The organism is Kerstersia gyiorum, assembly GCF_048595715.1.
GTDB classification, from domain to species: domain Bacteria; phylum Pseudomonadota; class Gammaproteobacteria; order Burkholderiales; family Burkholderiaceae_B; genus Kerstersia; species Kerstersia gyiorum.
Window position 1 is genome coordinate 113,524 of the sequence record NZ_CP169556.1, and the last position, 24,620, is coordinate 138,143.

Here is a 24,620-nt window from a genome sequence, read left to right on the forward strand (position 1 = left end):
CTCGTTTTTGTTGATTTCCATACGTGCGCCGTCAGGGCGTTTTACTGAAGACGTGGCCGCCATGTTCACGCATGGCGTGGAACTGGACGTCGGGATAAAGATCCTGGACGACCCGCAGGGCCGCGCCGGAAGTGGCCAGGAATGCCGGGGCATCGACCACATCATAGGCGATATGGGCAGCGTTGGCATCCATGAATTTCTGCAGCGCACGCGGGTTTTCAGAGGTAATCCAGCGTGCCATGGTGTAGCGCGAGGGCATCATGCGCGCCTCTGCGCCGTACTCTGTCTTGAGGCGGTGCATGACCACTTCGAACTGCAACTGGCCGACGGCACCCAACAGCATGGCGCCGCCCGCTGCAATCGGGCGAAACACCTGAATGGCGCCTTCTTCGCCCAGCTGTACCAGTCCGGTGCGCAACTGCTTCACGCGCAGCGGGTCCTTGACTTCTACTTGCTGGAACAGTTCCGGCGCGAAGAAGGGCAGGCCGGTGAAGTGCAGGGTTTCGCCTTCGGTCAGGACGTCGCCCAGTTGCAGCACGCCGTGGTTGGGGATGCCGATCACGTCGCCGGCGTAGGCCTCTTCGACCAGGTCGCGGCGTTGCGACAGGAAGGACACCACGTTATTGGGCCGGATTTCCTTGTTGGTACGGCTCACCTTCAGGCGCATGCCGCGCGTGAATTTGCCCGAACTGACGCGGATGAAGGCGATGCGGTCGCGGTGGGCCGGATCCATATTGGCCTGGACTTTGAAGACCATGCCGCTGAACTTGGGTTCGTCCGGGCGCACTTCACGTTCGACGGCGTGGCGTGGTCCCGGCGACGGCGCCAGGTCCACCAGTGTGTCCAGCACTTCCTGCACGCCGAAGTTGTTGATCGCAGAGCCAAACAGCACCGGGGTCTGGCGGCCCGAGAGGAAGGCTTCGCGGTCGAAGGCGGGCGCGGCTTCGCGGATGAGCTCGATCTCGCCGTGCGCCTTGTCGTAGTTGTCGCCGAAACGGCTGGCGATGGCGGGGTTGTCCAGGCCTTCGATGATTTCGTCATCGCTGGGCAGGCGTTCCTGGCCCGGCTGGAACACGCGCATGCGGTCATTGCGGATGTCGAAGACGCCCTTGAATTGCTTGCCCATGCCGACAGGCCAGGAAAAGGGCACGGCATCCATACCCAGGTGCTCTTCGATTTCGGAGAGCAGGTCCAGTGGTTCCTGGACTTCGCGGTCCAGCTTGTTGATGAAGGTGATGATGGGCGTATTGCGCGCGCGACAGACCTGCAGCAGACGGATGGTCTGCGGTTCGATACCGTTGGCGGCGTCGATCACCATCAGGGCGGCGTCGACGGCGGTCAGTACCCGGTAGGTATCTTCGGAGAAGTCCTGGTGACCCGGGGTGTCGAGCAGGTTGATGACATAGTCGCGGTATTCGGTCTGCATGACCGAGGAGGCGACGGAAATGCCGCGCTGCTTTTCGATTTCCATCCAGTCCGAGGACGCATGGCGCGATGCCTTGCGCGCCTTCACGCTGCCGGCGATCTGGATCGCACCCGTAAACAGCAGCAGCTTTTCCGTAATGGTGGTCTTGCCGGCGTCAGGGTGGGAAATGATGGCGAAAGTGCGGCGCCGGGAAACTTCGGAGGAAATCGACATGGCGGATGACTGGTTCTGCGCTGGTGGCCTCGCCGCCCTTTCGGGCGGCGAGGCCACCAGCGCGGTGGTAACAGGTTAATGGCGGCGAAAGCCGGCAAGTACGACGCCGGCAAGGATGAAAAGCCCGCCGAAGGTGCGGTTCAGCCAGCGGATGTGCCTGGGGCTGCGCAGCAGGCTCAGGACACGGGTGGCCAGCAGGCTGTAGCATGACATGGCAACCAGGTCGGTGAACGCCATGGTGCCGGCAATGGCGCTGTATTGCGACAGCAGCGGGCGGCTGGCATCGAGGAACTGCGGCACGACGGCCAGCAGGAACACCGTGCCTTTGGGATTGCTGGCATTAATGAAAAAGCCCCGCATCACCAGCTCACGGACGGAGGCGCTGATGCGGGGCTGGCTGCCTGAGGCATCGACCGGTGCGGCATCGGTGCGGATCTGTTTCCAGCCCAGATAGATCAGGTAGGCCACGCCCAGCCATTTCACGATGGCAAAGCCCAATTCCGAGGTGGCCAGCAGCGCGCCCAAACCGATGCCGACAATGGCGATTTGCAGCATGATGCCGAGAATCAGCCCCAGCGTGCTCCACCAGGCGCGCGCGAAGCCATAGCGCAGTCCGGAGGACATGGCGCAAATGGCACCGGCACCGGGCGAAAAGGAAATCGCCCAGGACGCGGCAAAAAAGGCAAGCCAGGTGGAGAAAGTCATGGCGGTTCAGGCGCGCGGAAAGAAAGCGGAATTGTAAGCGGTCGGCCTGCCGGGGTTAAGCCTTGCCGCCCCGGTCGTTGCCTGAGCGCCGCACACCCGAACTGCTGCGATTGCCGCCGCCGGAACGGGCATTGCCGCCAGGGCCTGCGCTGCGCGGACGGCTGTCGCCCGAGCGCTGGCCGGGCTGGCTGCGGCGCGGAGCCGGGCCGCCACGGCCGCGCCCCAGGCTATTGCGCAGATCGCGTTCTTCACGCGGGTCAGCCGGTTCGGTCACGGCCGGAGGGGTCCAGTCGGGAATGGGGAATTGCTCGATAGGGCGGCGGATCAGCTTTTCAATGGCTTTGAGCAGCTTGATTTCTTCCCCGTCCACCAGCGAAATCGCCGAACCTGCGGCACCAGCTCGGCCGGTGCGGCCGATGCGGTGGACGTAGTCTTCCGGGACATTGGGCAGCTCGAAGTTGATGACTTGCGGCAGCTGGTCGATATCCAGGCCGCGCGCGGCGATATCGGTGGCCACCAGCACGGCGACGTCACCACTCTTGAAACCGTCCAGGGCGCGGGTGCGCGCCGACTGGCTCTTATTGCCGTGGATGGCGGCAGCCGACAGGCCGTCCTTGACCAGCTTTTCGGCCAGGCGGTTGGCGCCGTGCTTGGTGCGGGTGAAGACCAGCACCTGATGCCAGCCGTTGTTGCGGATCAGGTGGCTGACGGCATCGCGCTTGTGCGCCTGGGCGACCAGGTGCACGCTTTGGTCCACGCGCTCGGCGGTGGTATTGCGCGCGGCGACGGAAATTTCCGCCGGGTTGGCCAGGACGCCGCGCGCCAGGGTGCGGATTTCGTCGGAGAAGGTCGCGGAAAACAGCAGGTTCTGGCGCTTGGCGGGCAAGAGGGCCAGCACTTTGCGGATGTCGCGGATGAAGCCCATGTCCAGCATGCGGTCGGCTTCGTCGAGCACGAGGATTTCCACGCCGGACAGGTCGACGGTGCGTTGCGAGGCGTGGTCCAGCAGGCGGCCGGGTGTAGCCACCAGGATATCCAGGGGCTTCTTCAGCGCAGTGATCTGCGGGTTGATATTGACGCCGCCGAACATCACCATGGATTTCAGTTGCGTGTATTTGCCATAGGTCTTGACTGATTCCTCGACCTGGGCAGTGAGTTCGCGGGTCGGGGTGAGGATCAGGACGCGGGGGCGGCCGGGACGGCGTCCGCCGGACAGCGGGCGGTCCAGCAGCAGGTGCAGGATGGGCAGGGTAAAGCCGGCGGTCTTGCCTGTACCAGTCTGGGCGGCAGCCATCAGGTCACCACCCTGCAGTACCTGCGGGATGGCTTGCGCCTGGATGGGGGTAGGCTGACTGTAACCAACATCGGCGATGGCGCGCAGCAAGGGCTCCGCGAGGCCGAGGTCGGTAAAGGAAATGGGCTGAGACAAAAGAGACTCCGGCGCCAGCCAGTTGTTCCTGAGATCAACTCCAATCGGGGCGGGCGCAATGAACGGGAGGGAGAAACATCCATGCAGATATGGCGGCCAGTCAGGCCGGGGGCACGGATGGACACGGCATGCGGATTGGAACTGCGTGCGCGCGAAAGGAATGATTGTAGCGGACGCAGCGGCTATGGTCAGACTTTAAGATGCCGGTCACTGCGACAGTGCTGTCGTGTGACAGACGCTGGCTGGCACCAGGGCGCCGCTAGATGACGCACTGGTGCCGGGCTGGCGAGGCCAGCCCGGGAGGGAAATCAGTTTGCGGTCTTGCCTTGAGCCTGAACCAGCGCGTCGCGCAGGGCGATTTGCGGGTTTTCGTTGCAGACCTGTAGCAGCTGGGGCTGCAGCTTGGCGATGCCGGCGGTATCCAGCACGGCTTCTTCGACCTTGCCGTCGTGGTTGACGGCAGCGGCAAAGCCGACCGCGACCGGGCGATAGCTTTCGTCCAGCGAGACGTAGTCGCTACAGAGCCAGAGCGCGACGGGCTTTTCTGCGTTGGCCTGGCTGGCGAACGGCAGGACGGCGGCGCTAGCGAGAGCGATCATGCATGCGGTTTTCTTCATTTCAGACTCCGAAGTGGCTAGATTGAGATGTTCGTTTTGCTCCATCACTGCAACGCCGGCAAGCATGGAGCGCGGCTACCGGCGATAACGGTGGTGCTGGTCGCGGCGGATGTGTCGCGGCGACCGTATCTGCGTCCAGCTTATGAATATTGTCTGAAAATTCGGGGATAAATATGCTCAAAAATTGTTTGTAAATGAAACCTTATTGGTGAAATGGTTATATCGGCTGCTGCGCCACGATCCGGTAATGCGGTGTTGCTCCGGTGTGGTCCTCTGCCTGCGCGCCTGAGGTCCTCGGGGTTCGTACGGTACCGGCATGCAGGCTGGTGTATAACGCCAGCGCAGTGAAGCGGGCGGCTGGCAGGGCGATGTTGACGGCTGAGTCATCTGTTTGGGCGACGGCTCGTCGGCGGTAGCGTCCCAGCGTGATGTGCGGCTGGAAGGGCCGGGCTTCGACGGGCAGGCCGAGCTTGCGCAACAGGGCATGCGTATCTGTCAGCAAGGCCTGCAGCACGGGCGGATATTCATAACGTGCCACTGCCACCCTGGGGGCCGCAGGCTGTGGCCAGCTGGCACGGCCCAGCCCGAGCAGGGGCGGCAGGCTGCGTGCCAGTCGTGGCAAGGCCTGTATCAGCGCCTGCCCCTGGGCCGGCGTGATTGCGCCCAGGAAAGCCAGGGTCAGGTGCAGGTCGGCGGGGGCGACGGGCTGGACGGCGTCAGGCAGGCGGAGCTGCACCAGCGCGGCACAGGTGGGGGCATCGGGCGCCAGCGCGAGGAAACAACGGCGCCAGACCAAGGCTGCATCATCTTCCGGCAGAGGGGCTGGCGCACTGGTGGCAGGGGGCAAAGGCATGGTGTCGGTTCCGGGCTTGGAAAAACTATTGGACAATCTAAAAAAAACAGTGCTAGAATGCAATTCTTGCTCAAGCAAGCGTTGGCCTGGTAGCTCAGTTGGTAGAGCAGCGGATTGAAAATCCGCGTGTCGGTGGTTCGATTCCGCCCCAGGCCACCAAAGAATTCAGGTTCTACCGCATCAAAATACTGAAAATCCCCGTATCATCGGGGATTTTTTATGTCTGCTTCCTATTTCTCTTCCAACGCCCCGACGGGCAAGCGGCTGCGCCGCCTCAATGCCCGCCAGCGTAAAAAGCTGCACGTGGGCGAATTCCAGCAATTCATTTTCGAAGTCCGTGCTTCATTCTCCGCGAATGACGGCAGCGATGCGCTGCTGGATGCATTGATCGAAATGATCGAATCGCGCGATCTGTTCTTCGGCGGCAGTGTCGGACGAGGTGTACTGGATGGCGTGGTTTCCGCGCGTGCCGGTTCTCCCTCCGAGGACGACAGGCAAGCCGTGTTGCAGTGGCTGCAACAGCGCGGTGATGTCACGCAGGTAACGGTGGGTGAACTGGCCGATGCCTGGTACGGCTGGCATTGATGCCTTGAACCACGGGTAGGGCCAGGCTGTGGCTGCCCGGAACGCGGGACCGCAAGGATTCCGCATTTTTTTAACGGCTAAAAGTAGGTATACTGGTCTAACTACTTTTGCATGCAGGTGATTCCATGGCTGCTACCCGCCGGGATGGCAAGGCGCGCATCAGCGCCCACGACAGGCTGCTGGGCGCTGCCGCAGTATTGTTCTACCGCGACGGCATCGCGGGTACGGGCATAGATGCCATCGTGAAGCAAGCCGGCGTCGCGAAGAAGAGCCTGTACAACAACTTCAGTTCCAAGGCCGAACTGGTGGCGGCATATCTGCAGGCCCGGCACGAGGAATGGCTGGCGCTGTATGCGGCGCGCTTGCAGCAGGCCAGGGGCCCGGCAGCGCGGACACTGGCCGTGTTCGATGCCTATGTCGACCATGCCGAGTTTGCCTATGAGCGCGGCTTCCGGGGCTGCGGCCAGTGGAATGCCGCTGCGGAGTTGCCGGTGGAAGATGCAAGCCGGCAAGCGATCCGGGCCTACAAGGAAGAAGTGGAAGCCCTGCTTGCCCGGCATCTCACCGAGCATCTGTCAGGCGACGCCGAACGCGCGGCGCCGCTGGCCAGGCACTTGGCCTTCTTGCTGGAAGGGGCTGTGGCACGGGCGGGCCTTGAAGGCAGCAGCCAGTGCCTGCACCAGGCCCGGCAGATGGCGGCCAGCTTGCTGGAGCAATGGTGAGCACGCGCCCGCACGCGCCCACGGCCTCCATTTCGCCTGCGGATCGTCCGGTCCCGCTGGCGGGCCGCGCGGCGCCGGGCAGGGAATACCTGCTGGGGGTGTCGGCCATCCTGTTTGCCTGCATCCTGTGGGCGACGACGGGCGTATCCGCCACTTTCGCGCCGGAAGTCGGCGCTGCGGCGATAGGGGCTGCGGCTATGGGCATAGGTGGCCTGTTGCAGGCGCTGATTGCCGTGCGATCCATCCTGCGTAACCTCGGCGCCTTGCGCCTGCAGTGGCCCTGGTTGCTGATGGGCGCCATTGCCGTGGCGGTTTATCCGCTGGCTTTCTACGCGTCCATGCGCCTGGCCGGCGTGACGATAGGCACGGTGGTTTCCCTGGGCTCGGCGCCCTTGCTCTCGGCGGTGATTGAAATGGTGCTGGATGGCACGCGCGTCAGCATGCGTTGGGCCTGCGGTGCCGTGCTGGGGCTTTTGGGCATGGTGCTGCTGAGCCTGGCCGAAGGCAGTGGCGTCAGTGCCGTACTGGCGCCTGACGTCACCACTGGCGTATGGCTGGGACTGCTGGCGGGTCTGAGCTATGCCCTGTATTCCTGGGCCGCCCGGCGCCTGATGCAGTGTGGCATTCCGGCACGGGCGGCGATGGGCGCGGTATTCGGCGGGGGCGGGCTGCTGCTGATGCCGGTGCTGTTCGCGACCGGCGCCCCATTCCTGGCGTCCTGGAACAACGCGGCCGTAGGCATCTACATGGCCCTGGTGCCCATGTTCCTGGGCTATGTGTGTTTTGGCTACGGCCTGGCGCGCGTGCAGGCCAGCACGGCTACCACGGTGACCTTGCTGGAGCCTGTGTTTGCCGCAGGCCTGGCCGCCGTGGTGATCGGGGAGCGCCTGCCCGCGCTGGGCTGGCTGGGGGTCGCGTTGATTCTTGCGTGCCTGGTCTGCATTACCTGGCCAGGGCGGGCCAGGGCACGGGCGCCGGCGGCCATGTCGGTACCGGCTGGCTGAGCGCAACAGTTTTTGCTGCGGCAGGGTATGCCGGCAGTTGAGTGTTCAAAGGCTGTGTCGTTTTATCAATCTGGAGCAGAAATCAATCATGGCAACCATTTCGTGGGATGACTTCACCAAGGTCGAATTGCGCGTCGGGCGAATTGTCCAGGCCGAAGTGTTCGCGCAGGCGCGCAAGCCGGCCTTCAAGCTGCAGGTGGATTTTGGTCCGGAGATCGGCCTGCGCAAGTCCAGCGCGCAGATCACCGATCTGTATACGCCGGAATCCCTGGTGGGCAAGCTGGTGGTTGCCGTCGTCAATTTCCCGCCCAAGCAGATCGGTCCGCTGATGTCCGAATGCCTGGTGACGGGCTTCCATGATGAAAATGGTGCGGTGGCCCTGTGCGTGCCCGACCGGCCCGTGCCGTTGGGCGCGCGCCTCTGCTGAGGCCGGAGGGCAAGATGGACGGCAGCGTTGGCTGCCGTCCCGGCAAGCCGGTACGACGTCCAGGGGGCCTGGCTGTCAGTCCTCCTGCAGGATATCGCGATAGGCCTGCGGGTCGGTGTCGTTCTCTGTATTGATGAGTAGTACCCGGCTGTGCTGGTCCAGGGCCAGCGCCTGTTGCAGGATAGGCGTAGCCAGCACGGTTTGCAGCCCGGCCAGCCCGGCAGCGCCCGATGCGCCGGATACGATGGCAGGGTCGCCTTGCGACGGGCGGGCAAAGCGGCGCACCGCATGTTTGATGGCGGCATCGTCCAGTGCCAGCATCATGTCGCTGCCCTGGCAGATGATTTCCAGAACGGCCCTCGATGGCTCGCCGCAGGCCAGTCCGGCCGAGATGGTATCAAAAGGTCCGGGCGTGTTGCGGTATTCGCCGCCGGCACGGGCGCTGGCCATCAGGCAGGCCGCGCTGCGCGGTTCGACCAGAATGTAGCGCATGCCGGCGTCAGGCCAGCAGCGCTCCAGGCTCGCCATCAGTGCGGCCGCCATGCCGCCCACGCCGCCTTGCAGGAACACGTGGGTGGGTGCCTGGGGCAGTTGCGCCTGCAGTTCCTGGGCCAGCACGCTGTAGCCGGCCATCACCCATTTCGGAATGTCTTCATAGCCTTCCCAGGTCGTGTCGGAAATGATTTGCCAACCATTCTGCGCCGCAACCTGGGCGCAGGCACGGACGGCATCGTCATAGTCGCCGGGTACGCGGATGATGCGCGCGCCGTATTGGGCGATGGCTGCTTCACGCGCGGGACTGACACCTGCGTGCAGGAAGATCACGCAGTCGACGCCCGCGCGTTGCGCGCCCCAGGCCACTGAACGCCCATGGTTGCCTTCGGTGGCGCAGGTCATCGTCATCCGTCCGGGTTGCTGCGCCGTGGCCAATGCCACGGCGTAGGCGCCGCCCAGCGCCTTGAAGCTGCCCAGGCCGAAGCGCGGCCCTTCATCCTTGCAGTGGATGGCGGCGAGGCCGGCTGCCGCCGCCATGGCAGGCAGGCCCAGGAGCGGCGTGGCCCGGTACTGTTCCCACCGGGTGATGCGGGCTTGCGCTTGCGCGCAGAGACTGGCGGGCAGCGTGCGTTCGATGGCAGAGCGGAAAGCCGTATTGTCGCGTGTCTGGCGCCAGATGGCGTCGATGTACAGGGTGTGCGGGAAGTCGGGACGGTTCATTGGATCAGCTCCGGCAGGGACACGACGCGAATGTCTGCGGCTTCCAGCGCCTGGCGGACGGCACGTGCCACCGGTACGGCAGTCGGTTCGTCGCCGTGGATGCAGAAGGTGTGGACTTCGCAGGGAATGCGCTTGCCCGAGGTCGAAAAAATGGCGCGCTCCTCCAGGATGCGCATGACATGCGCAACGGCTTCTTCCGGGTCTTTGATGACGGAATTATCCAGCTCGCGCGACAGCATCTTGCCGTTGTCGTCATAGCGCCGGTCCACATAGGATTCATGCGCGACCCGCAGGCCCAGGCGTGCAGCCGCCCGCGTCATCTGCGAGCCGGCATTGGCGACGTAGATCAGGTCCGGGTCGGCCGCCTTGATGCCCCGGCCGATGGCCATGGCATAGTCCTCGATGTCGTGCGCCATGTTGTTCAGCGCGCCATGCGGCTTCACGTGTGTGACCCTGACGTTCTGGGCCCGGGCCAGGGCTTGCAGCGCGCCGATCTGGTAGGTGATCAGATACTCGAGGTCTTGCGGGTTCATGCGTATCTGGCGGCGGCCAAAACCCCAGAGGTCATTGAAGCCTGGATGGGCGCCGACGGAGACACCGTTCTCTTGCGCCAGGCGGACCGTGCGCATCATGATGGACGGGTCGCCCGCGTGCATGCCGCAGGCGACATTGGCAGAGCCGATCAGGCGCATCAGTTCGGGGTCTGCGCCGATGGTGTATTTACCGTAGCTTTCGCCGATATCGGCGTTGAGGTTGATTTTCATGTGAGGCTCTCTTGTTGAAGGAGGGTTTCAGGAAGGCTTGCGCAGGAAGGACACCAGTGCGATCAGCGATACCACGACGATGCCCAGGGCCACCGGGTGCTGCAGCAGCGCCTGTGGGTCGCCATTGGTGATGATCAGGCTCTGGCGCAGCGACAGTTCAAACAGCGGTCCCACGACAAAGCCGATCAGGAAGGTGATGCGGGAGAAATCGAAGCGGTGCATCAGGTAGCCCAGGACGCCGCAGCCGAACATCAGCTGCACCGAGAACATGGAGCGTGTTTCCAGGTAGGAACCCAGCATGCACAGCATGATGACGATGGGAATGATGATGCGGACCGGCACACGTGTGAGCTGGGCGAAGCCGACCAGCCCCAGGCGGCCGACCAGCAGCATGAGCAGGCTGGCGACCAGCATCGAACCGTAAATGCCGTAGATGAGCTGGCCATGCTCTTCGAACATGCGCGGCCCGGGCACGACGCCGTGGATCATGAAAGCGGCGATCAACACTGCTGCCGACACGCTGCCGGGAATGCCCAGCGCAAAGAGCGGCACCAGGCTGGCGGGCGTCACCACGTTGTCGGCGGTTTCGGCAGCCGCCACGCCCTTGATTTCCCCTTTGCCGTAACAGTCGTCGGGCTTGGCCGTGCGCTTGGCCAGGCCATAGGCCAGGAAGGAAGCGACGGTCGGCCCCAGGCCGGGAATAATGCCCACGACAATGCCGACGCCACTGGATTGCATGATCGTGGGCAGGACGCGGCGGAACTCGGGCCAGCTGAGCCCGCGGTCGCGCTTGCTGGGCTGTTCGGTGAATTCGCTGCGCTCTTCGCCGTAGAGCAGCAGGCGTTCGGCCTGGATGAACATTTCCGTCATGGCCAGCATGCCTACCGTGACGGCCAGCAGGGGAACGCCGTCCATCAGTTCCACGTGGTCGAAGGTCATGCGTGGCATGGCCGTTTCCGCATCCATGCCGACGCAGGCCAGCAGGATGCCGAAAAGTCCGGCGATCAGTCCGCGGATGGCCGAGGTGCCGGCCAGTGCGGCGATGAAAGTCAGCGCCAGGAACATGATGGCGGTCATTTCGACCGGGCCGACACGCAGCGCAAAGCGTGCCAGCGGCAGGGCGATGGCGATCAGCAGCAGGGTGCCGACCAGGTCGCCGATGACCGAGCCGTACAGGGCGACCTTCAGGGCTTTTTCACCCTTGCCGGCCTTGGTCAGTGGATATCCGTCCAGGCAGGTGGGGGCGGAGCTGGGTTCGCCCGGCGTATTGAGCAGTATTGCCGTGGTTGCGCCGCCCGCGCCGCTGGCCTTGGCGATGCCAATGAGGAAGGCGACGGCCGCCAGCGGCGACATGTAATAGCTCAGCGGAACAGCTACCGCCAGGGCGGCGGGGCGGTTCAGCCCGGGCAGCACGCCGACGGCGTAGCCCAGCAGGATGCCGAGAAAAACAAACAGGATGACGGAGGGGGAAAGGGCGTCGGTCAGGCCGTTGAGTGCCATATCCATGATGGTCTCCATGCCTCAGGCCACGACGAAGTGGAACAGGGCGGCGATGAGCAGGGCAGGCAGCAGGCAATGCAGCCAGCGGCGCTCGCCCAGCAGGCGCATCAGGGTCGGGATCAGGAACAGCGCTCCGGCCGCCAGGCTGGCGTAGCTGACAATCAGCACGCCGACGACGCACAGCGCCATGACGCTGGTGACTGGCCGCCAGGGTAGGCGGGCCAGCAGCAGCGCCGGCGCATCGCGGCGCAGAGACAGCAGAAAGCCGGCAGCGCAGAGCACCGCCATGCCCAAGGCCGCCGCCTTGGGCAACAGCGCGGGCGATAGCCCCAGCGCATCGGCAGCCGGAATTTGCGCCGGAATGAAGCCGAAGGCCAGCCAGAGGGATATGGCGGCCAGGGCCGCCATATCCCAGGCGGGCGCCGCGCGGCGTGTTTCCAGGGGGCGTCAGCCTCGGCGCCCGCCGCAGGCGTGGGCGGCGTGGCGTGCGTGGCGGCGTCAGGAAGGTCGTGTGGAAGGGGGTGTTGCGCGCTGGTCATGCTCAGTCTCCGCTGGTGGCATCTATCAGTTGCCGGTAACCGGCAATATGCGCGTCCACAGTTTGCTCCAGCGCCGCGCCGCTCAGCACGACCGGATCAACGCTGCGGCGTTTGAGCAGCGCCAGCACATTCGGGTTGCGGCCTGCCGCATCGAAGGCGGCGGTGAGTTTGGCCTGAATGTCAGCGGGCAGCCCCTTGGGCGCGACAAACATCACCAGATTGACGCTGGAAACGTCATAGCCCTGTTCCTTGAGCGTAGGGACGTCCGGCAGGCCGCTGATGCGTTCATCCGCCAGGGCGGCCAGGACGACGACATCGCCGTTTTCCGCCTGCGGGTAATAGGCGCCGGAGCTATAGCCCAGATCCAGGTGGCCGCCCATGACTTGCGTGACGACTTCCGCACCGCTGCGGGTCGGTACCGGCTTCAGGTTGACGCCGTCCTGTTTGGCGATATAGCGCGTCAGCATCTTGTCGAGTGCGGTATTGGACGCGACCGTCAATTGGCCTGCCGAGCGTGCGGCGTCAGTGGCATCCTTGATGGTTGTCCAGCCTTTGCCGGGCAGGGCGATGTACGCCTCGGGGAACTGGCCGATTGCGGCCACATAAGAGAAATCGTCGGCGCTATAGCCCAGTTTGGCAATCAGCGGATCCAGGGTGATGGTGGTGGAGGTAGTGGCGACCAGGTTGTAACCGTCGGGCTTCTGGCGCGACAGTGCCGTGGCGGCAACCGCGCCGCCGGCGCCAGGCTTGTTTTCGATGACCAGCGGCTGGCCAAGTTCGCGGCTGACGACTTCTGCCACCGCACGTGCCACGATGTCGGTCGTGCCGCCGGCGCCGAAGCCGACGGTGACAATGATGGGTTTTTCGGGCCAGTCGGCGCGCGCGGCGCCATGGGCAAGCAGGACAAGGGTGGCAAAAGATGCAAGCACGGCTTTTTTCATGTCTCTCTCCGGGTGGAAAACTGCTGTTATGTGTGCGGCATGCCTGGTCACTATAGGTAGGCGCCAACCCGGAGTCCAATGCAAATTCAACGTGTTAATTTATGCATTTCGTGCATAAGCAAGGGGCTGGCGCCATGTTGAATTTGCGTACCGTGCAGTTGTTCATCGCCGTGGCGGAACGCCTGAGCGTGTCGCGTGCGGCGACGGCCATGCATATCAGCCAGTCGGCCTTGTCACGCCAGATCCAGGGGTTGGAAGAAGACCTGGGTGTGCGGCTGTTCGAGCGCATCGGCAAGCGCCTGGCGCTGACGGCCGAAGGAGAGGACCTGCTACCGAAGATGAGCCAGCTGTTGCAGCAAGCCAATGGGCTGTCCGACCGCATTCACCGCCTGCACAATGGCGAGGCAGGTTATCTCAGCCTGGGGGCGACGCCGCAGACCATCGAGGCGCTGCTGGCGCCCGTGCTGCGCGCGCTGCGCCGTAATCACAGCGGCATAGAAATCCACCTGGTTGAAGGGCCCAATGAACGTCTGCTGGATTATGTGGAAAGTGGCACGGTGCATGCCGCCATCGCCTGGGCGCCGCACGAGCAGAAATTCGAGCGCCTGGACCTGTTCAAGGCCAGGTTGTACGCCGTCCTGCCGCCTGGGCACGCAGCAGAAGGAGCGCAAGAACTGGATCTGACGCAGCTGGGCGATGGCCCCATCCTGTCTTTGCGGCGCGGCTTCATGACGCGCAGTATGTTCGACCAGGCCTGCGAGGATGCCGGTCTGCGCCTGAACCGCATTACCGAGAGTGCAAGCACGCAGACGCTCTGGGCGCTGGCGCGTTCCGGCATGGGGGTGGCAGTGGTGTCGTCCAGCGCGGTCAGCCAGTGGCACCACAAGGATGTGGTGCCCTTGACGCTCAATGGACACTGGGTGGAAGAAGTCGTATCGGCGGTGCGCAATGTGGAGCGCTACCAGCCGCTGGCCTTGCAGGCCTTCCAGGCCGAATTGCGCAGTTTCCTGCGCGACAGCCCGGAAGGCAGCCGGTTCCGGCAGTTTGCCACTACCCTGCTGTAGTGCAGGGCGGTGGGCAAGGCGCTTCAGATTGCGGCCGGCTGTTCCTGTGCCAGCCGGTTGTAGGCGCTGATGACGGCGAGAACGCAGGCCGTGGCAATGTTTTCATGGATGCCGACCCCGAAGCGGCTGCCAGTCACTGCGGGATGCGCCATTTCGATGATCGCGACCGATTGCGCCTGGGCACCTGAGCCCAGGCTGCGCTGTTCGTAGGCGTCGACGCGCAGTCCGGCGTTCAGCGCGTTGACGGCCGCAGCGATGGGGCCGTTGCCCTGGCCGATGATTTCATTGGCCTGGGTATCGTCGCCGGGCGGCACCAGGCGCAACCGGATCTGATGACCCTCGGCGACATCGACCAGGGAATGTGACTGGTAGCGGTGGCGGCCAGGCTGCCACGGCATGAGATAGGTCTGGCGGAACAGGTCCCAGATCGCTTCGCTGCTGATCTCCGTTTCGCTGCTATCGGCATGGCGTTGCACGATGGCGCTGAATTCCACCTGCATGCGGCGCGGCATGGCAATGCCGTGGTCGCGTTCCAGCAGGTAGGCAATGCCGCCCTTGCCGGATTGGCTGTTGACGCGCACGATGCTGTCGTAGGTGCGTCCCAGGTCCTTGGGGTCTATCGGCAGGTAGGGGACGCGCCAGATGCTGCCAGGCTGCTGGGCCGCAAAGCCTTTGGCGATGGCATCCTGGTGCGACCCCGAGAAGGCGGTGAACACGAGGTCGCCGGCATAGGGATGGCGTGGATGGATGGGCAGCGACGTGCATTCCTCCGCGACGCGGGCGACGGCGGCGATATCGGAGAAATCCAGGCCGGGGTGGACGCCCTGTGTGTAGAGGTTGAGCGCCAGCGTGACGATATCCACGTTGCCGCTGCGTTCGCCATTGCCGAACAGGCAGCCTTCCACGCGCTGGGCGCCCGCCAGCAGCGCCTGTTCCGCGCAGGCCACGCCGGTGCCGCGGTCATTGTGCGGGTGCACCGACAGCACGATGTGTTCGCGCCGGTGCAGGCGTCGGTCCATCCATTCGATCTGGTCGGCAAAGACATTGGGTGTGGAGACTTCCACGGTGGTGGGCAGGTTGATGATCATGGGCCGGTCGCGGCCCGCGTCCCAGGCAGCAATGGCGGCGTTGCAGACGGCCAGCGATACGTCCAGCTCAGCCATGCAGAAAGTTTCCGGAGAGTACTGCAACACCCATTCGGTTTCCGGGTGCTGAGCAGTCAGGCTCTTCAAGAGCGCGATGTGCTTTTCCACCATGGCGATGATTTCGGGCACGCTCAAGCCGAACACCAGCTCGCGCCATGCCGGGGCGATGGCGTTGTAGAAATGCACGATCACGCGCGGCGCGCCGCGTACGCTGTCCACGGTGCGGCGGATCAGGTCTTCGCGCAGTTGCGTCATGACCATGGGGGTGACATCGGCGGGAATCTGCTGCTCGTCGATGAGGCTGCGCACGATGTCGTAGTCGGTTTGCGAGGCAGCCGGGAAGCCGACTTCGATTTCCTTGAAGCCCAGGCGCACCAGCTCCTGGAACAGGCGCAGCTTGCGCTGCCGGTTCATGGGTTCGAACAGCGCCTGGTTGCCGTCGCGCAGATCCGTGGAGAGCCAGACGGGCGCTTGCGTGATGACACGCGATGGCCACTGCCGGTTGGGCAGGTTGATCGGGGGGAAAGCCTGGTACTTGGTATGAGGGTGCTGCAGCATGAGGAGTCTCCGGAAATTCTGGCTGGACTGATTCCCCTTGCTTGGCTGGGCCAAGCTGCGGCGCGGTCGGGGTCAGGGGGAATCAGTGCAGGTCTGGGCGCACGCAGGCGTGCTCAGACCCCGACGCAGGGTCAGGGCTAGCAGCGGCAGGGGTAGCGACATAAAGCCAGACATGGTTTTTCCGTTGATGGCGATGCTGCCGGTGCGCCAGGGCATAGCAGCTCATTGCAGGACAGTGTATGCTCGGTCAGGCTGTCTTTCTTTATCCAAAAAGACAATTCATATATGAAAAAGGACAATGCGTCACTGCCTGCTGAACCCCTTTCCAGGCTGACAGGCGCGCTGCGGGCAAGCGCTGCCGGCCTGACTTTCAGCGAGCCTCAGCCGGACCCCTGCCTGGAGACGGGGCGGGCGCAGCTCGGGCCCGGTGCGGTCTTGATGACTGGCGTGGCGATGGATTACCCGGCTGGGTATGCCACCTCCTGGCACGCACACGAGTGTTGCCAGTTGTTGTATGCGGTGCAGGGCGTGATGGTGGTGCAGGCGGTCACGGGCCGCTGGATCGTGCCGCCGACAACGGCGGTATGGTTGCGGCCAGGTATTCGTCATCGGCTGTCCATGCAGGGCCAGGCCAAGGTGCGCAGCGTCTTCGTGCCGGCAGGGGCGGCGCATGGCCTGCCGGAGCAGGATGGCGTGCTGCATGTGTCGCCGTTGTTGCGTGAGTTGATCGCGCAGGCGGCCTTGCTGGGACGGGATCTCTGTGCGCAGCGGCGGGGCCGCCTGCTGGCGGAGTTGCTGTTGGAAGAATTGCGCGGCCAGCGGGAGTTGCCATTCCACCTGCCATGGCCGGAAGACGCGCGCATGGCGGCGGTCTGCGAAGCCGTGCTGGCGGACCCCTCCGATGGCCGTGATGCCGGGGATTGGGCGCAGGTGCTGGCCATGAGCAGCAAGACTTTTCAGCGCCATTTTCTCAAGAGCGCCGGCCTGGGCTTTGGGCGCTGGCGTCAGCAGGCGCGCATGCTGGCGGCACTGGACGCCCTGTTGCAGGAGATGCCCATCCTGCAGGTGGCGCTCCAGGTGGGCTATGAAAGCCAGAGCGCCTTTACCCTGGCGTTCAGGCAGACCTTCGGCGTGGCACCGGCACGTTTCCGCGAGATGCTGCGCGCCGCGTGAGCGTGCCATATCGTGGTGGCGTTGTTCTGGGACTCAGTTCAGCGGGGGCGTTTTTTCTTGGGGCGGCCCGGCGGCAAAAAAATGCCCCCTGGGCCGGAGAATCCAGCTGCGGGGGCCAAGTTCACGGAGATATCCCTGGAGGGGGATGAGGGAGCCCGTTACGTGTCACGCACGCGACGGGCGATAGGGCGGTGTGCCTCAATGGCGGTGTGGCTTGTCTTCCTTTGCGGGGGCCGGTGCCAGCAGGTCCAGCGTCGGGGTTTCATCGAAGAAGTTCCAAGGCTTGAGCAGCACGTTGACCCACTCGGTCGGCATGATGGGCCATTCCTCGGCGCGTGCGACGTGCGTGGTGCCGGTTGTCAGCCATACGACGTTGTCGGTATTGACGATGTTCTCGTCATCTGCGGTGAACTGGCCCAGGCCGGTGTCCTTGTCGGAGCGGTTGGGGTACTTGCCTTCGGGGAAGAATTCCTCGGGCTTGTACTTGGTGACCCACAGTTGCTTGTCCATGAAGTGCAGGCGGTTGTAGATCCATTCGTCGGCGCCGAAGTTCGCGCCCTTGGCCACCGGGTGGGTGCCGCCGGCATAGGGGATGAGCTGGTAGGAAACCGGATTGCCCATGCGGTTGAGCTTGTTGGTGTTGCTCAGCAGGCGGATCGTGCCGGGGTCGAACTTCTGCGCAGCCTGCTGCTCGCTGGTGACGGTGCGGGTTTCGGTCTGCATCGTGCTGGTGCGCGGGCCGCCACGGGTATTGGGGGCGACGACCGGGTCGATTTCGGTCAGCGTATTGTTTTCGCCGTCCACATCCATGTCGAGGCGGAAGTTGTAGATGTGCTGGTGCGTGGTGCCGACGATGTTGTGGTCGATCAGCGTGCCATAGCGGGTATCTTCCTTGGCGGTCGGGTCCTGCATGGTGCGTGCCTGCACGCCCTTGACGGCCTCGATGCCGGTGGCGCCGGCGTTGATGCCGATGGTGCCGTTCTGCGAGAACACCCAGTCGAAGATGTAGTCGTAGTTGCCGACGGTGCTGATCCAGCGCACTACCAGTTCGCGGCGCTCGGTGCTGACGTTGGGCTGGCCCATTTCCTGGTGCTTGTATTCCGGGCCCGCATAGCGTTCGAACACGGCAATGGCGTTGGGGACGACGGTTGGTTCGCCGGTGTAGTCGGCCAGCGTGGCGTCGAGGAGCACGGCGTTCTGTGGCACGTCCTTGCCGCGTTCGATGGGCGAGGTCAGCGTGCCCATGCCGTACTCGCCGGAATCCAGGTAGGCCTTGAAGTACCAGCCCACGTCCGGGTCGCCGTAGGGCACGATCATGCCGCCCAGAGAACCTTCATACATCACTTTGCGCTTGGTGCCCTTATCGTTGTAGGTCACGGTGGAGAGCATCAGGCCGACGCGCGAATCCAGGCGGAAGTGGAATTCCCAGTTCTGCCAGCGCAGCGTATTGCCCGCGATGGAGTAGTTCTTGCCTTCGGGTTCCAGGATTTCCAGCGGTTTGACGGGCGGGCGGTTGGTACGGTCGCGGCCGTCATAGGAACGGGCCGTCATGGGGATGGGAATGACGCCTTCGTCTTCCAGCTTGATCACGGCCTTCTTTTCCAGGTCGACCACGGCTACCAGGTTCTCGATGGGGTGGGCCCAGTAGTTGCCGTCGCCGACGTCCAGGTAGCTGACGACCTTCAGCAGGCGGTCTTCCTGCTTGAGCTGGTCCTTGCCATCGAAGTAACCCACCGTCAGCGGCGTGGCAATGGCCTTGGAAACGTCGTTGATGCCGCGCTTGGCCAGCGCTGCCGCGTATTCGGGGCTGTTCTCGATGGCCTTCTGCACGGTTGCAAAATCGTCCAGCAGCACCATGCCGTGCGCACCTTCGACTTCCTTCCAGCCGTGCACTTCCTTCAGCACGTAATCCACCGTGCCTTCATACAGTGTCTTGCCATCGAGGATGGTGAAGGCCGCATGGCGGTTGTAGCTGACGGGCTTGCCTTCCAGTACGAAATCCCAGACCTGATCCTTGGGTGGCGTTTTCAGCGTGATCTCGGTAAAGCGCATGCCGGGCTTGAGGTGGCCGCTGGCCTTGAGCACTTCCACGGCCGTGTTGATTTCATCGGCGGTCAGCGGATTGAGCGGGCTGGGCGTTTCCTCGATGATGAACGTTTTGTCCAGGCCGGACTGGAAAACGTCATTGATGAATTCTTCGGAGACCATGGCCTGGCCATTCTTGATCGTCACGGGGACGCTCAGTTCCAGCGGCGTGCCGTTGACGAGGATGGTGTGTGAACCGGGCTTGGCGCGCACCATGGTGCTGTTGCGCTGGATGTCGTAGACACCGGCATAGTTGTCCCAGCGCACGGTGGCGCCGAAATCCTTGAGCGTTTGCTCCAGCGGCACCATCTTGGCCGGTGCGCCGTGGGCCAGCGCCTGGCCGGCGGGCGCCAGCAGCGCGGCGGAACTCAGTGCCAGCGCCAGCACGCTGCGCCGAAAAGTGGAGGCCTGCCGCGGCGGCTTGTTCGTTGTAGTCATGGTCGTTCCTCTCGTTTTCTCTTTTTATGAATCAACAGCGTACCGGCCCCGGGCGGGGCCAGCGGGCAAGGCTGCGGCGAACACCGGCTCTGCGGCGGGCATTTCGCCGTCCTGGCGCCCGGGAACCCCGGACGCCAGGACGGTGCTGCTGCATCCCGGTCATGGCGGGAGACGGCAGCACGGTGAGACGGCTTCAGTGCGCGATGCAGACGGACTTGATTTCGGTGCAGCCTTCAACGGCATGGCGTCCGAACTCGCGGCCGATGCCGGATTGCTTGTAGCCGCCGAAGGGCATGCTCGGATCCAGCAGCACGTGGGTATTGACCCAGACCGTACCGGCCTCGATGCGCGGGATCAGGTTCATGGCGCGGCTGATGTCGCTGGTCCAGAGGCTGGCGCCCAGGCCGTAGTGGCTGTCGTTGGCCAGTTGCACGGCTTCTTCATCGGTGTCGAAGGTCAGGACGGACAGCACCGGTCCGAAGATTTCCTCGCGGGCGACCTTCATGTCCTGCGACACGCCGGACAGGATGGTGGGCTGCACGAAGAAGCCAGGCGCTTCCACAGGTTTGCCGCCAGCGGCCAGCTTGGCGCCTTCCTGACGGGCAGATTCGATATAGCCTTCGATGGCTTGCTGCTGGCGGCGCGATACCACCGGGTTGACTTGCGCGCCGGGGTCCAGGCCGGGCCCCAGGGTGAGGGTGGACACGGCGGCCGACAGTGCGTTGACGAATTCATCATGGCGCGATTTGTGCACATAGATGCGCGAGGCGGCAGCGCAGACCTGGCCCTGGTTCAGCAGGCCACCCAGCATGACGCCTTGCACGGCCTTGCCGATGTCGGCATCGCCGAACACCATCATGGGGTTCTTGCCGCCCAGTTCCAGCGTGAAGCGTGCCATGTGTTCCACGGCAGCATGGCCGACCAGCTTGCCGGTCTGGGTCGAGCCGGTGAAGGAAACCTTGGCGATGAGCGGATGCGACACCAGCGCCTGGCCGGTCGCGCCCGCGCCGGTCACGACGTTGAAGACGCCCGGCGGCACGCCCGCTTCCAGCGCCAGTTCCGCCAGGCGCAGCGCCGACAGCGGGGTTTCCGGGGATGGCTTGATGACGACGCTGCAACCTGCGGCCAGCGCGGGCATGACTTTCCAGGCGGTAATCATCAGGGGGAAGTTCCAGGGCACGATGCCGGCCACGACACCAACCGGTTCGCGGCGGGTGTAGCCGGTATAACGTGTGCCCGGCGGCATGGCGATGGACAGGTCCAGCGATTCGCCATGCAGTTTGGTGGCCCAGCCGGCCATGTAGCGCATGAATTCCGTCGTGGCGCCGGTATCCAGCGCACGTGACAGGTTGATGGATTTGCCCTGGTTGATGGTTTCGATCTGCGCCAGTTCTTCAGCATGGGCCTCGACCAGCGCGGTGAAGGCCAGCAGGATGCGTTCGCGGTCTGCCGGACGTAGGCCGCTCCAGCGGCCATCGCGCAAGGCGGTATGGGCGCTGCGCACGGCCTGGTCCACGGTGTCTGCATCGCTGTCGCCGGCTGTAGCGATGGTTTCGCCGTTTGCGGGGTTGTAGACCGGCAGGGTACGGCTGGCCGCGATGGCCTTGCCTTCGATAAAGCTGCCGTGCGGGCGGGCCAGGAATGCCTGTACGGCAGCCAGCAGTTCGACTTGCGCCATGATCTTTGTCTCCATGAAATTTATTCTGCACACGGGCTCGGGCCGGTGCTATGGGACTGATATTAGGAACAATGGCGCGTGCGGGATTTGCTGTGCCTGCCTAGTTTATGTGTCAGGCTGCCAGCGTGGGGAGGTGGGGCGGTGGTTCGGGGGGATGGCGATCAGTCGGCGAGGACGTTGCCGGTATGCTGGCGCCGGTATTCGCCCGGCGAGATGCCAAAGCGCGCCTTGAAGGCAGTGGAAAAATGGCTGGAATCGGAGAAACCCCAGGTATAGCCAACCGCGGCAAGCTTTTGCGGGCAGTTCATGCTGCGCAGGGTTTCAGCGCATAGGTCCAGGCGTCGGTTGCGTATGTACTGCGCCACCACCAGTCCCTGCGTGGCGAACAGGCGGTACAGGCCGCGCACGGAAATGCCTATGCATTGCGCGATGCTTTCCGGTGTGAGTTCCTCGGCGTCAATATGGTCGTCGATGAAGTCCAGGGCGCGTTGCAGCCGGTCGTTGCCACCCTGGCGCGGGCTTTCGGTATTGCCGATGGCAGGCCGCAGCAGGTGCACGACGGCATCAAGCGCCGCCTCCCCTTCGGTGCGGCTCAGACCCGAACTGGTCTGGCGCAGCGTGGCCAGAATCAGGTGGCGTGCCAGGCCTGCCGCTGAAGTCGATGCAGGGACGCGCTGGGCGCAATGCACGCGTATGGCACGCAGATTGCGCTCGATGGCCAGGCGCGGCAGGATCAGCGACACCTGGCGCGAGGCGGCGATGTACTTCACGCTGAAGGGATGCGCGGCATCGACCAGCGTAATGTCGCCCGGGGACAGCACGGTTTCCGTATCGCTTTGCGCAATGCCGCAGCGGCCGCGCAATTGCAGTACGGCGAAAAACTTGCTGCTGTCGTCTTCCTGGACTTCTTCGGGGGTGCGGTATAGATGCGTGCCATCGCTGGCTTCCACCATGCTGGCGCGCACGGCGCTGCTTTCATAGGCTTTCAGGCCGCCGGAAAAATCGCCGGATTGAACGTCCGCACGGAAGCGTCCGCACGTCTGGTTGATGGCGGAAATCCAGGCGTCGAATGCCCGGTCGGGAGCGGAGTGTCTGACAGAAGGCATGCCTGTCCAAACCTTTTCTTGCGGTGGCGGAGCGTCTGAAAGCGTGGGAAGCGTTGACGGGGCCGCGGCCCACCGCGTAGGCGAGGCGGCGTAAGGGATGCTGCAATCAAAGCACGAAGCGTCTGGCGATTCATTTAGGGTTTACCCAATAAAGGCGTCCGGGTTAACCCTGGCATCGGCTGGCACCAGCGCTGGCTTGTCACGCCGGAACATGAATCTGGCACGTTCGTTCTATACCGAAAAAAGAAAATTAGAGGTTAATGAATAGGTGCGCGCCGCCGATTATCTGGCGCTCTTCACAACAACGAAAACATGGAGCACCGCATCATGACTGAACGCAATACTTCGCCTGTCCATCATTGCCTGTCCCGCGCCTTCAGCCAGCGTCTGGCGGGTGCCTTGCTGGCCGTGCCGGCAGTCTGCCTGCTGGCAGGCGCAGCCCAGGCTGCCGGCACGCCCGACCCCGGCGATTACGTGCCGGCACCAGCCGGTGCAACGGTATTCGCCGTCTATGCCCAGCATCTGAAGTCGGACAAGGTCTATGAAAATGGCCACAAGGTCGAAGACGGCCTGGGCCTGCGGCTGGACATCGGCGTGGCGCGCCTGATGCATTATGTGGATGTGGGCGGGAAGACCATGGATTTCGAGATCATCCTGCCCTATGCGCGCCAGCGCATCCGCTCCATGGACTATCGCGAGAGCGGGCTGGGCAACCTGCAGCTGGGCACGACCTACTGGATGCTGGAAGACAATGAGGCCGGCCGCTACGCAGCCTGGGCGGCATATCTGACCTTGCCGACGGGTTCGCACCGCAAGGACGGTTTCGCCATCAGCGAGGATCGCTACGCGCTGGACCTCGAAGCTGCCTACCTGACGCCACTGGGCGGCCGCTGGTCGCTGGACCTCATCGGCCAGGTCGAGGCCTATACCCACGATGATGCCACCGATGTGCATCGCCGCCCCATGGCACGCGCTTTCGCCCACCTGAGCTACCACTGGTCGGAACAGACCCGGCTGGCCTTCAGCGTGCGCCAGAGCTGGGGTTCGCGTGAAACGCTTTACGGTGAAAAGGTGCTGGGTTCCAAGAACGATACCAACCTGATGCTGACCTGGGCGCATCAATTTACTGACAACTTCCAGCTGCAGCTGCAGTATGCTGATGACGTGCATGTGCGCAATGGCAGCCCGGTGAGGGCGTTGCAGGCACGTACGGTGTTTGTGTTCTGAAGCCTGCGCCTGCGGGCGCCAGGAGCGGCGGTTTGCCGGTGCCTGGCGCTGGGGCAGGCACGGCGATTGATAAGAATTGTGAGAAAAGCGGCGTCTTAGTAGTTTCCTGGGTGGGCAATATTGCCGGTTTGCCTTAACAATGTTGCTAGAATGGGTATGGCTGTAAACATATGTCTATATCCGTCAGTTGATGCAGTTTTGTTTCAAGGAGATGGTATGAAGAAGCATATTCTGGCCGCAGCGATCCTCGCGCTGGCAGCAGGCAGTGCCATGGCTCAGGCGAACGACACGCTCGCCAAGATCCGCGACAGCGGCGCCGTGACACTGGGCGTGCGCGAGTCTTCCGGCCTGGGCTATACCCTGGGCAATGGCAAGTACGTCGGCTTCCACACGGAAATGGCCGAGAACATCATCGAGGATCTGCGCAAGGATCTCGGCCTCGAGAAGATCGAGATCAAGTACCAGCCCATTACCTCCCAGAACCGCATTCCGCTGATCCAGAACGGCAGCGTCGATTTCGAGTGCGGCTCCACCACCAATAACCGCGCCCGCCAGAAGGACGTGGATTTCGCCCACACCACCTACGTGGAAGAAGTCCGCATGGCGACTAAGGCCGACTCCGGCATCAACTCGGTGGCTGATCTCAACGGCAAGAACGTCGCCGTGACCACCGGTACCACGTCGGTGCAGACACTGCGCCGCAACAAGCGCGCCGAAGGCATCAACTTCAAGGAAGTGATGGGCAAGGACCACGCCGACAGTTTCCTGCTGCTGGAAACCGGCCGTGCCGACGTGTTCGTGATGGACGGCTCCATCCTGGCGGCCAACATCTCCAAGTCGCGCAACCCGGCGGATTACAAGATCGTCGGCGAAGTGCTGTCGGTCGAGCCGATCGCCTGCATGCTGCGCAAGGACGACGACAACTTCAAGGCGGCGATCAACAAGAGCATCGAGCGCCAGATCAGCGACGGTACGCTGGCCGGACTGTGGGACAAATGGTTCCTGCAGCCCACGCCGCCTGCGGGCGCTGTGGTTGGCCTGCCGCTGTCCGACGCGACCAAGAAGGCTTGGGAGAACCCGAACGACAAGCCCATGGAAGACTACGTGATCGAGTAAGCCCCGCAGTTGCGTAGTAGTGCATGTTGATCTTTTTGAAATACAGGCGCCCCTGCAGCAGGACTGAGGGGCGCCTTTTTGCTGTAATTT

22 protein-coding genes and 1 tRNA gene are annotated in these 24,620 nt (G+C 63.7%); 9 read left to right on the plus strand and 14 right to left on the minus strand.

Translation table 11 applies throughout. The features are described from left to right. Window positions 1-31: 31 nt before the first annotated feature. The 5 genes from ACEW7X_RS00425 to thpR form a co-directional block, all read right to left on the minus strand. Window positions 32-1,639, minus strand: coding sequence for a peptide chain release factor 3 (locus ACEW7X_RS00425; protein ID WP_068372928.1), 1,608 nt, complete (start codon window positions 1,637-1,639; stop codon window positions 32-34). Window positions 1,640-1,714: 75 nt separating this feature from the next. Then, entirely contained in the window at window positions 1,715-2,344 is a 630-nt protein-coding gene (locus tag ACEW7X_RS00430; protein ID WP_415358576.1) for a LysE family transporter, read from the minus strand. Window positions 2,345-2,399: 55 nt separating this feature from the next. Further along, on the minus strand, window positions 2,400-3,773 hold the full coding sequence (locus tag ACEW7X_RS00435) for a DEAD/DEAH box helicase (protein WP_278857148.1): 1,374 nt from the start codon (window positions 3,771-3,773) through the stop codon (window positions 2,400-2,402). Window positions 3,774-4,081: 308 nt separating this feature from the next. Further along, on the minus strand, window positions 4,082-4,390 hold the full coding sequence (gene hdeA / locus ACEW7X_RS00440) for an acid-activated periplasmic chaperone HdeA (RefSeq protein ID WP_068373023.1): 309 nt from the start codon (window positions 4,388-4,390) through the stop codon (window positions 4,082-4,084). A 217-nt stretch (window positions 4,391-4,607) separates the two neighbouring features. Continuing rightward, window positions 4,608-5,243: an RNA 2',3'-cyclic phosphodiesterase gene (gene thpR, locus ACEW7X_RS00445; protein ID WP_278857151.1), complete on the minus strand. Its 636-nt coding sequence runs from the start codon at window positions 5,241-5,243 to the stop codon at window positions 4,608-4,610. Window positions 5,244-5,326: 83 nt separating this feature from the next. Here thpR and ACEW7X_RS00450 point away from each other — a divergent pair. The 5 genes from ACEW7X_RS00450 to ACEW7X_RS00470 all read left to right on the plus strand — a co-directional run bounded on the left by ACEW7X_RS00450 (window position 5,327) and on the right by ACEW7X_RS00470 (window position 7,981). Then, window positions 5,327-5,402: transfer RNA gene (locus tag ACEW7X_RS00450), tRNA-Phe, on the plus strand. A 60-nt stretch (window positions 5,403-5,462) separates the two neighbouring features. After that, window positions 5,463-5,828: a YggL family protein gene (locus tag ACEW7X_RS00455; protein ID WP_068372917.1), complete on the plus strand. Its 366-nt coding sequence runs from the start codon at window positions 5,463-5,465 to the stop codon at window positions 5,826-5,828. 125 nt (window positions 5,829-5,953) lie between these two features. Continuing rightward, complete coding sequence (locus ACEW7X_RS00460) at window positions 5,954-6,550, plus strand: TetR/AcrR family transcriptional regulator (RefSeq protein WP_127772911.1); 597 nt, start codon at window positions 5,954-5,956, stop codon at window positions 6,548-6,550. Then, window positions 6,544-7,554: a DMT family transporter gene (locus ACEW7X_RS00465; RefSeq protein WP_420177485.1), complete on the plus strand. Its 1,011-nt coding sequence runs from the start codon at window positions 6,544-6,546 to the stop codon at window positions 7,552-7,554. Before ACEW7X_RS00460 ends, ACEW7X_RS00465 begins: the two co-directional genes overlap by 7 nt. 88 nt (window positions 7,555-7,642) lie before the next feature. After that, entirely contained in the window at window positions 7,643-7,981 is a 339-nt protein-coding gene (locus tag ACEW7X_RS00470) for a tRNA-binding protein (protein ID WP_068372911.1), read from the plus strand. Window positions 7,982-8,056: 75 nt separating this feature from the next. Here the strand turns inward: ACEW7X_RS00470 and ACEW7X_RS00475 are convergent, their stop codons facing one another. The 5 genes from ACEW7X_RS00475 to ACEW7X_RS00495 all read right to left on the minus strand — a co-directional run bounded on the left by ACEW7X_RS00475 (window position 8,057) and on the right by ACEW7X_RS00495 (window position 12,940). Beyond that, window positions 8,057-9,196, minus strand: coding sequence for a diaminopropionate ammonia-lyase (locus ACEW7X_RS00475; protein ID WP_420177486.1), 1,140 nt, complete (start codon window positions 9,194-9,196; stop codon window positions 8,057-8,059). Beyond that, complete coding sequence (locus tag ACEW7X_RS00480; RefSeq protein ID WP_068372904.1) at window positions 9,193-9,960, minus strand: LamB/YcsF family protein; 768 nt, start codon at window positions 9,958-9,960, stop codon at window positions 9,193-9,195. The genes ACEW7X_RS00475 and ACEW7X_RS00480 overlap by 4 nt, the downstream gene beginning before the upstream one ends. Before the next feature lie 27 nt (window positions 9,961-9,987). Beyond that, on the minus strand, window positions 9,988-11,466 hold the full coding sequence (locus ACEW7X_RS00485; protein WP_134837923.1) for a tripartite tricarboxylate transporter permease: 1,479 nt from the start codon (window positions 11,464-11,466) through the stop codon (window positions 9,988-9,990). 15 nt (window positions 11,467-11,481) lie between these two features. Continuing rightward, window positions 11,482-11,868, minus strand: coding sequence for a hypothetical protein (locus tag ACEW7X_RS00490; RefSeq protein ID WP_420177487.1), 387 nt, complete (start codon window positions 11,866-11,868; stop codon window positions 11,482-11,484). A gap of 133 nt (window positions 11,869-12,001) precedes the next feature. Continuing rightward, window positions 12,002-12,940, minus strand: a complete 939-nt coding sequence (locus ACEW7X_RS00495) for a tripartite tricarboxylate transporter substrate binding protein (protein ID WP_420177488.1) — start codon at window positions 12,938-12,940, stop codon at window positions 12,002-12,004. Between the two features lie 134 nt (window positions 12,941-13,074). Between ACEW7X_RS00495 and ACEW7X_RS00500 the strand changes: the two genes are divergently transcribed. Next, window positions 13,075-14,004 (plus strand): LysR family transcriptional regulator, encoded by a 930-nt coding sequence (locus ACEW7X_RS00500; RefSeq protein ID WP_167731822.1) that lies wholly within the window; start codon window positions 13,075-13,077, stop codon window positions 14,002-14,004. Between the two features lie 23 nt (window positions 14,005-14,027). Here ACEW7X_RS00500 and leuA read toward each other — a convergent pair whose 3' ends face one another. Then, window positions 14,028-15,707 carry a 2-isopropylmalate synthase gene (gene leuA, locus ACEW7X_RS00505; protein ID WP_420177489.1) on the minus strand — a complete coding sequence of 560 codons (1,680 nt, stop codon included), beginning with the start codon at window positions 15,705-15,707 and terminating at the stop codon, window positions 14,028-14,030. A 285-nt stretch (window positions 15,708-15,992) separates the two neighbouring features. On the opposite strand from leuA, the gene ACEW7X_RS00510 reads away from it, so the two are divergent. Next, a complete protein-coding gene (locus tag ACEW7X_RS00510; protein ID WP_339138561.1) occupies window positions 15,993-16,880 on the plus strand; it encodes a helix-turn-helix transcriptional regulator in 888 nt (295 codons plus the stop codon). Between the two features lie 198 nt (window positions 16,881-17,078). On the opposite strand, the gene tynA is transcribed toward ACEW7X_RS00510, so the two are convergent. The 3 genes from tynA to feaR form a co-directional block, all read right to left on the minus strand. Next, window positions 17,079-19,403, minus strand: coding sequence for a primary-amine oxidase (gene tynA / locus ACEW7X_RS00515; protein ID WP_068372890.1), 2,325 nt, complete (start codon window positions 19,401-19,403; stop codon window positions 17,079-17,081). A 193-nt stretch (window positions 19,404-19,596) separates the two neighbouring features. After that, window positions 19,597-21,081: an aldehyde dehydrogenase family protein gene (locus tag ACEW7X_RS00520; RefSeq protein ID WP_257740300.1), complete on the minus strand. Its 1,485-nt coding sequence runs from the start codon at window positions 21,079-21,081 to the stop codon at window positions 19,597-19,599. A gap of 161 nt (window positions 21,082-21,242) precedes the next feature. Further along, window positions 21,243-22,187, minus strand: a complete 945-nt coding sequence (feaR, locus tag ACEW7X_RS00525; protein ID WP_130486292.1) for a transcriptional regulator FeaR — start codon at window positions 22,185-22,187, stop codon at window positions 21,243-21,245. Between the two features lie 327 nt (window positions 22,188-22,514). Here feaR and ACEW7X_RS00530 point away from each other — a divergent pair, with 327 nt between their 5' ends. Both ACEW7X_RS00530 and ACEW7X_RS00535 read left to right on the plus strand, forming a co-directional pair. Continuing rightward, complete coding sequence (locus tag ACEW7X_RS00530) at window positions 22,515-23,414, plus strand: transporter (RefSeq protein WP_165389918.1); 900 nt, start codon at window positions 22,515-22,517, stop codon at window positions 23,412-23,414. A 216-nt stretch (window positions 23,415-23,630) separates the two neighbouring features. Further along, window positions 23,631-24,530 (plus strand): amino acid ABC transporter substrate-binding protein, encoded by a 900-nt coding sequence (locus ACEW7X_RS00535; RefSeq protein ID WP_130486290.1) that lies wholly within the window; start codon window positions 23,631-23,633, stop codon window positions 24,528-24,530. Window positions 24,531-24,620 lie beyond the last annotated feature (90 nt).

What these genes read in the sequence shown, in the direction of transcription:
- hdeA (WP_068373023.1), bottom strand. Translation starts at nt 4,390, where the DNA reads ATGAAGAAAACCGCATGCATGATCGCTCTCGCTAGCGCCGCCGTCCTG.
- ACEW7X_RS00530 (WP_165389918.1), top strand. Translation starts at nt 22,515, where the DNA reads ATGACTGAACGCAATACTTCGCCTGTCCATCATTGCCTGTCCCGCGCC.
- feaR (WP_130486292.1), bottom strand. Translation starts at nt 22,187, where the DNA reads ATGCCTTCTGTCAGACACTCCGCTCCCGACCGGGCATTCGACGCCTGG.
- ACEW7X_RS00495 (WP_420177488.1), bottom strand. Translation starts at nt 12,940, where the DNA reads ATGAAAAAAGCCGTGCTTGCATCTTTTGCCACCCTTGTCCTGCTTGCC.
- ACEW7X_RS00510 (WP_339138561.1), top strand. Translation starts at nt 15,993, where the DNA reads ATGAAAAAGGACAATGCGTCACTGCCTGCTGAACCCCTTTCCAGGCTG.
- thpR (WP_278857151.1), bottom strand. Translation starts at nt 5,243, where the DNA reads ATGCCTTTGCCCCCTGCCACCAGTGCGCCAGCCCCTCTGCCGGAAGAT.
- ACEW7X_RS00520 (WP_257740300.1), bottom strand. Translation starts at nt 21,081, where the DNA reads ATGGCGCAAGTCGAACTGCTGGCTGCCGTACAGGCATTCCTGGCCCGC.
- ACEW7X_RS00485 (WP_134837923.1), bottom strand. Translation starts at nt 11,466, where the DNA reads ATGGATATGGCACTCAACGGCCTGACCGACGCCCTTTCCCCCTCCGTC.
- ACEW7X_RS00475 (WP_420177486.1), bottom strand. Translation starts at nt 9,196, where the DNA reads ATGAACCGTCCCGACTTCCCGCACACCCTGTACATCGACGCCATCTGG.
- ACEW7X_RS00460 (WP_127772911.1), top strand. Translation starts at nt 5,954, where the DNA reads ATGGCTGCTACCCGCCGGGATGGCAAGGCGCGCATCAGCGCCCACGAC.
- ACEW7X_RS00425 (WP_068372928.1), bottom strand. Translation starts at nt 1,639, where the DNA reads ATGTCGATTTCCTCCGAAGTTTCCCGGCGCCGCACTTTCGCCATCATT.
- ACEW7X_RS00500 (WP_167731822.1), top strand. Translation starts at nt 13,075, where the DNA reads ATGTTGAATTTGCGTACCGTGCAGTTGTTCATCGCCGTGGCGGAACGC.
- ACEW7X_RS00470 (WP_068372911.1), top strand. Translation starts at nt 7,643, where the DNA reads ATGGCAACCATTTCGTGGGATGACTTCACCAAGGTCGAATTGCGCGTC.
- ACEW7X_RS00430 (WP_415358576.1), bottom strand. Translation starts at nt 2,344, where the DNA reads ATGACTTTCTCCACCTGGCTTGCCTTTTTTGCCGCGTCCTGGGCGATT.
- tynA (WP_068372890.1), bottom strand. Translation starts at nt 19,403, where the DNA reads ATGACTACAACGAACAAGCCGCCGCGGCAGGCCTCCACTTTTCGGCGC.
- leuA (WP_420177489.1), bottom strand. Translation starts at nt 15,707, where the DNA reads ATGCTGCAGCACCCTCATACCAAGTACCAGGCTTTCCCCCCGATCAAC.
- ACEW7X_RS00480 (WP_068372904.1), bottom strand. Translation starts at nt 9,960, where the DNA reads ATGAAAATCAACCTCAACGCCGATATCGGCGAAAGCTACGGTAAATAC.
- ACEW7X_RS00535 (WP_130486290.1), top strand. Translation starts at nt 23,631, where the DNA reads ATGAAGAAGCATATTCTGGCCGCAGCGATCCTCGCGCTGGCAGCAGGC.
- ACEW7X_RS00455 (WP_068372917.1), top strand. Translation starts at nt 5,463, where the DNA reads ATGTCTGCTTCCTATTTCTCTTCCAACGCCCCGACGGGCAAGCGGCTG.
- ACEW7X_RS00465 (WP_420177485.1), top strand. Translation starts at nt 6,544, where the DNA reads ATGGTGAGCACGCGCCCGCACGCGCCCACGGCCTCCATTTCGCCTGCG.
- ACEW7X_RS00490 (WP_420177487.1), bottom strand. Translation starts at nt 11,868, where the DNA reads ATGGCGGCCCTGGCCGCCATATCCCTCTGGCTGGCCTTCGGCTTCATT.